Source organism: Rhodothermales bacterium, from assembly GCA_034439735.1.
Taxonomy (GTDB): Bacteria; Bacteroidota; Rhodothermia; order Rhodothermales; family JAHQVL01; genus JAWKNW01.
This window is the reverse complement of sequence record JAWXAX010000203.1, coordinates 1-5,599: the sequence shown is the minus strand read 5'-3', so window position 1 is coordinate 5,599 and position 5,599 is coordinate 1. Positions and strand designations below refer to the sequence as shown.

Genomic DNA, 5,599 nt, shown 5'->3' with positions numbered 1-5,599 from the left:
TCGGTGGATAGGGAGACACGAGGTGTCGTGTCTTTACGATGTATAGCCGGCTTTTTACTGACTGACGTTAAGCGCGGTGGATAGGGAGACACGAGGTGTCGTGTCTTTACGATGTATAGCCGGATTTTACTGACTGACGTTTCGCTCGGTGGATAGGGAGACACGAGGTGTCGTGTCTTTACGATGTATAGCCGGCTTTTTACTGACTGACGTTAAGCGCGGTGGATAGGGAGACACGATGTGTCGTGTCTTTACGATGTATAGCCGGCTTTTCACTTTTTACTTTTCACTTTTTACTTTTCACTTTTCCTTCATTCCGTCCCGTTCATCCGGATTTCGACCGGCTCGACGATGACCCTCGTCAGGTGGCCCCGGGTGATGATGGCGCTGCCCTTCAGCCCCCGGTTGGTCACGGCGAATTTCGTCGTGCGTACAATTTCGGTGCGGCCGCGGCTGGTCTCGACGGTGAGGCCTTTCCGGGCGGAATCCGACAAGATGTACCCGAACACCTCGTCGCCTTTGTTGAGCCGGATGGCTATGACCCCTTTCGCCGCGCTCCGGACGATGGGGATCTGATGCACCGGGAAGATGAGCGCCTGGCCCTGCTGGCTCGCGAGGCAGACGTTTTCGTGGCCGGCGGCGATCTCGGCGCCGAGCACGGTATCGCCGGCGGCAAGCCGCATAAACAGCCGACCGGAACGCGTGGACGCATCGGCATACCCGTCGAGCGGGATGCGGACGGACAAACCGGTGCGCGAGACGGCGACGATGAAGGGGCCGTCGACCACCCCTTCTGCCTCACCGTTGGTCTCGAAAAGCCCCGGCTCGAGGTCCGGCTGGACGACGGGTTTGGGGAGCAGCCGTTCGTCGCACACAATGACGCCGACAATCGTCTCGCGGTCCGAAAAGTCGAATAGCTTTTGGATCGGTTCGCCGTATCCCGTCGTATTCGCCAGTTGGTCGATGCGTGTCGTGAACACCTTGCCAAAGTTCGTCAGGAACGCAACCGTCGCGCGGGTCGAGCCATGGATGGCCCAGCCGACCGAGTCTCCCTCGCGCACGCGGATACTGGCGAGGTCGGCATATGACTTCTGCCGCTTGACCCAGCCGTCGCGCGTGACGATGACGTGGACGTTCTCGGCGACGATGTAGTCCTCCTCCGAATACGTCAGCCCTTCGTCCGGGCCGGCGACGGTCGTGCGCCGAGCGTCCCCGTAGGTGTCCTTGAGCTGCCGGAGTTCTTGTTTGATGATCTTCCAGCGCGCCTCCTCATCCGCCAGCAGAGCGCGGATCTCGTCGGCCTGGCGCTCCTTCTCCTCCAGCTCCGTCCGGATCGCGTCGATTTCAAGACTCGAGAGCTTGTAGAGCTTGGTTTCGAGAATGGCTTCCGTCTGCACCTCGTCGAGCGCGAAGCGCTGCATGAGGCGTTTGGCGGCATCGGGCTTATCGGTCGACGCCCGGATGAGCCGAATGGCTTCGTCGAGCGCGTCGAAGATAATCTCGAAGCCGCGGAGGATGTGGATGCGTTTTTCGAGTTGATCGAGTTCGTACTGCAGCCGGCGTGTTACCACCTCCATACGGAAATCCAGGAAGGCGCGCAGCGCCGTCACCAGATCCACCTTTTGCGGCGTACACAGCTCCCGATTCTGCGTCGGCACGAGGCACGTCATGTTGACGTGAAACCGGGTCTGCAGTGGGGTGTGCTTGAAGAGGTAGGCCATCGCCGCCTCGGGGTCCGCTCCGCGCTTCAACTCCAGCACGATGCGGACGTCATCGGTGGATTCATCCCGCACATCCACGATCTGCGGCACGCGGTCGTTCGCGACGTGGTCCGCGATCTTCTCGATCAGATCCCCTTTTGTGAGGCCATACGGGATCGAATACACGATGATCTGTTTCTTCCCCTCTACCAGGTATTCGCCCCGCAGATCGATCGTCCCTTCCCCGTTTTCATAGATGGCGACGAGCTCCTCCTTCGTATTCAGAATGCACCCCCCCGTCGGAAAGTCCGGCGCCTGGATGAACTTCGCGACGATCGTATCCACTTTGGCGTTGGGGGAACCGATCATATAGACGAGGGCATCAATCACCTCGGTAAGATTGTGCGGCGGGATGTTCGTCGCCATACCGACGGCGATGCCGCTCGACCCATTGACAAGCAGGTTCGGCAGGCGCGCCGGCAACACGACCGGCTCCGACAACGTGCCGTCATAGTTTGGACGGAAGTCGACCGTCTGCTTCCGGATCTCCTCCAACACTTCGATCGCCAGCGGCTGCAGTTTCGCCTCGGTATAACGCATCGCGGCCGGACTGTCGCCGTCCAGCGAGCCGAAGTTGCCGTGCCCATCCACCAGCGGATAACGCAGCGAAAAAGGCTGCGCCATGCGCACCATCGCCTCATAAATAGCGCTATCGCCGTGAGGGTGATATTTACCCATCACCTCGCCAACGACCGTCGCGCTTTTTCGGAACCGTGCGTCGGGATACAGCCGGAGGTTGGCGTACATGGCGTATAAAATGCGCCGATGCACCGGCTTCAGGCCGTCCCGGATGTCGGGCAATGCCCGGCTCGTGATCACCGAGAGCGCATAGTTCAGGTACCGGTCCCGCGCTGTTTCGTGCAGGGGGATGACATCTACAACAGGCATGTTCGATCTCTACAACTGACCAGACGACTCCCTCTCTTCCTCACCCGGGCGAAAGGGGGCTCAGAAACCCCCGGACCTCCCGTTGGATCCTGAGGAAGATACGCATATGTGTGAATGATGTGCAACGAAGAGTACGGATAAATACGAAAGACCGCTTCACTCTAAATCGCTCGACGGGGAGCTGTCGAGGGGCCGCGCCGGGGCTGACGACCACCCCATCCCGACCAAGGTCGGGATTTCCCCTCCTCGACGAGGAAGGGACCCTCTTGTCTCAATACATTTTCTCGACATTCAGCCCGGTCACGTAACTAAAATGACGATCTCGAAGGCCGAACCGGTGTGATGTTTTCAGTTTGAACGGGCGTTATCGCTTCAAATCGTACGCGATCGTAAAGTAATCGGTATCGGGGTCGGTATGGAGGCGGAGGACGTTAGCCCGGGCCATGAGGACAAGCGTTTGCGAAGCGCGTTTTTTGGGGATATTGACCAGGTTGGCGAACTGGGAGACGGTGATGCGGCCGTAGTTTTCAAGGTAACGCATCAGGACTTTCTCTTTGTCTCCGAACTCAAACATCACGTTGTCGCCGTTATCGCGGGCCTTCATCAGCCGGATGCGTTCCTTGCTGGCCTCCACGCTCATGTCCTCGACCCGCACATAGGCGGCGCGTAGGCTCTTGTCGGCCGGGTCGATCAGGTAATGGGGTCGCGACGCACTCAGGGGGATCGTGACGAGGAGGACGTGGCGCTTTTTGTTGATCGAGATGCGCTCGACGCTATAGGCAATTGCCGGCTCGCAGTAGGCATCGAGCGCCTCCCGCAGCGCGTACTCCTCCTCCTCCGTATCGCGCACGCCGCGCAGCGAGCCGTCGTCATCCACGCCCAGCAGCAGGCGCCCCCCCAGCGAATTGGCGAGGGCAATCACTTCCTTGGCGATGCGCTCTGGACGCGGCACACGCGTTTTAAACTCCAGCGTGGCGCTCTCCCCGAGCGCTACGAGTCGACCCAGTTCGTCGAGATTCATGGAATACCGTGGTTAGTCCGACTCTTCGTCGATCTCGTCGAGCCAATCCTCTTCTTTCGCCGCCCGACTCATGAGCGCGTTGACGGCCTCCTGGGGCTTCTGGCCCTCAAATAGGATCGCATATACCGATTCGCAGATGGGCATTTCGATGTTATACTTCCGTGCCAGCGCGACGACGGAGGCGGTCGTACGCACGCCTTCGGCGACCATCTGCATGTCGTCTTCCACCTCCTGGAGCACCCGCCCTTCGCCGATCTGCTGGCCGACGTAGCGGTTGCGGCTCAGGCCGCTCATACACGTCACCACCAGGTCCCCGATGCCGGCGAGGCCTGAAAACGTGCTCATCGAAGCGCCCATCGCCCGCCCGAGCCGCCGCATCTCGGCGATCCCGCGGGTGACCAGCGCCGCCTTGGCATTATCGCCGTACCCGACGCCGTCGCTGATGCCCGCCGCGATGGCCATGACGTTTTTCGCCGAGCCGGCGATCTGCACCCCGATTACATCGGTATTAGCGTATACCCGCAGGCTGCGCGTCATGAACAACTGTTGGATGGCTTTTGCGGTGTCTCTCGACGCCGCGGCCGCCACGACGGCCGCCGGCAAGCCCTGGGCGACTTCCTCCGCGTGGCTCGGGCCGTACAACACGCCGATTCGCGTCGGGTCCACGGCCGGCAGCGCCTCCTCCAGCACCCGGGTGGACAAACTAAGCGTCTCGTTTTCAATCCCCTTCGCCACCGAAACGACCAGTTTCACGCCGGCCGACTGCACCGCGAACGCCTCCGCCACCGCGCGCTGGGATTGGGAAGGCACGGCCATCACCCAGACGTCCGCCCCATCCACCGCCTCGGCATCCCGCGACGTCGCCCGGATCCCATCCGGCAGGCGCGCATCGCGGAGATAAAAGCGATTGCGCCGCGTCCGCTCGATCTCCTCGGCCAGCTCCGGCCGGCGCGCCCACAGGCGGACCTCATGCCCCGCCGAGGCCAGGCTGATCGCCAAGGCCGTCCCCCAGCTACCGGCGCCAATAACGGCAACGGTGCGACGAGAACCCGCAAAGTCGGTTGAGGTCATACGCCTACTATCCGTTATGTACGATCGGCCGGCTACGCCCCACGCTCGATGTGGCCTGGCACCGTCGGCGAACTCACCCACCGGATCTTATGCTCCGCGCCGCGCATCAGCCGTTTTATATTGGATGTATGCGCTAAAACGATGCCCAGAGCCAGCAGTCCGCCAAAAACAATCAACGGGGTGCCGATGTGGGTCCACCCCAGTCCGTACCGCATCACTAGCAACGACATCGGATACGAGGCCGCTGCAAGCATGGAGGAAAGCGAGACGTATTTTGTGCGCCACAGTACAAGCGAAAACGTGGCCACGGCGATGACAAAATTCCATGGCGTGATGGCCAGCAACACGCCGGCCGCCGTATTTACGCCTTTTCCGCCCCGAAAACCGGCCAGCGCGGGATACATGTGACCGATCACCGCGGCGAAACCGGCGACCGACCGCACCATCAGTGGCCGATCGGCCAGGAGTTCCGGCAGCACATCCAGCCGAAGCGAGGCGATCAGGCCGGCGGCCAACACGCCTTTCCCCATGTCCAGCAGGGTCGCCAACAGGCCGGCCTTCCAGCCCAGCACCCGAAACGCATTCGTCGCCCCGGGATTCCCACTCCCGTGCGCCCGAAGATCGACGCCATACACCCAACGCCCCACCCACAGACTGCCCGGAATCGAGCCGGCCAGATAACTGAGAAGGAGGATGAGGATGAGGGTCAGCATGGGCAGAAAGGACGATTGGGGCTGTATGTCAAAAATGCAAAGTGAAAAGTGAAAAATGCAAAGTGAAAAATTAATACTCCGGACAGTTTTCAAATCAGGGCACTGCCGCTTGACAAATCAGGCCCCTCCCCGTATCAAGTACGGGG

The 5,599-nt window shown here is 60.9% G+C and carries 4 protein-coding genes; all 4 read right to left on the bottom strand.

Going from position 1 to position 5,599, the window contains the following annotated elements; all coding sequences use genetic code 11:
* Nucleotides 1-311: 311 nt before the first annotated feature.
* The 4 genes from SH809_15100 to plsY all read right to left on the bottom strand — a co-directional run bounded on the left by SH809_15100 (nucleotide 312) and on the right by plsY (nucleotide 5,453).
* Nucleotides 312-2,648, bottom strand: a complete 2,337-nt coding sequence (locus SH809_15100; GenBank protein MDZ4701034.1) for a DNA topoisomerase IV subunit A — start codon at nucleotides 2,646-2,648, stop codon at nucleotides 312-314.
* 364 nt (nucleotides 2,649-3,012) lie between these two features.
* Nucleotides 3,013-3,669 carry an ATP-binding protein gene (locus SH809_15095; GenBank protein ID MDZ4701033.1) on the bottom strand — a complete coding sequence of 219 codons (657 nt, stop codon included), beginning with the start codon at nucleotides 3,667-3,669 and terminating at the stop codon, nucleotides 3,013-3,015.
* A gap of 12 nt (nucleotides 3,670-3,681) precedes the next feature.
* Nucleotides 3,682-4,740: an NAD(P)H-dependent glycerol-3-phosphate dehydrogenase gene (locus tag SH809_15090; protein ID MDZ4701032.1), complete on the bottom strand. Its 1,059-nt coding sequence runs from the start codon at nucleotides 4,738-4,740 to the stop codon at nucleotides 3,682-3,684.
* A gap of 32 nt (nucleotides 4,741-4,772) precedes the next feature.
* Complete coding sequence (gene plsY, locus SH809_15085) at nucleotides 4,773-5,453, bottom strand: glycerol-3-phosphate 1-O-acyltransferase PlsY (protein MDZ4701031.1); 681 nt, start codon at nucleotides 5,451-5,453, stop codon at nucleotides 4,773-4,775.
* Nucleotides 5,454-5,599: the final 146 nt, after the last annotated feature.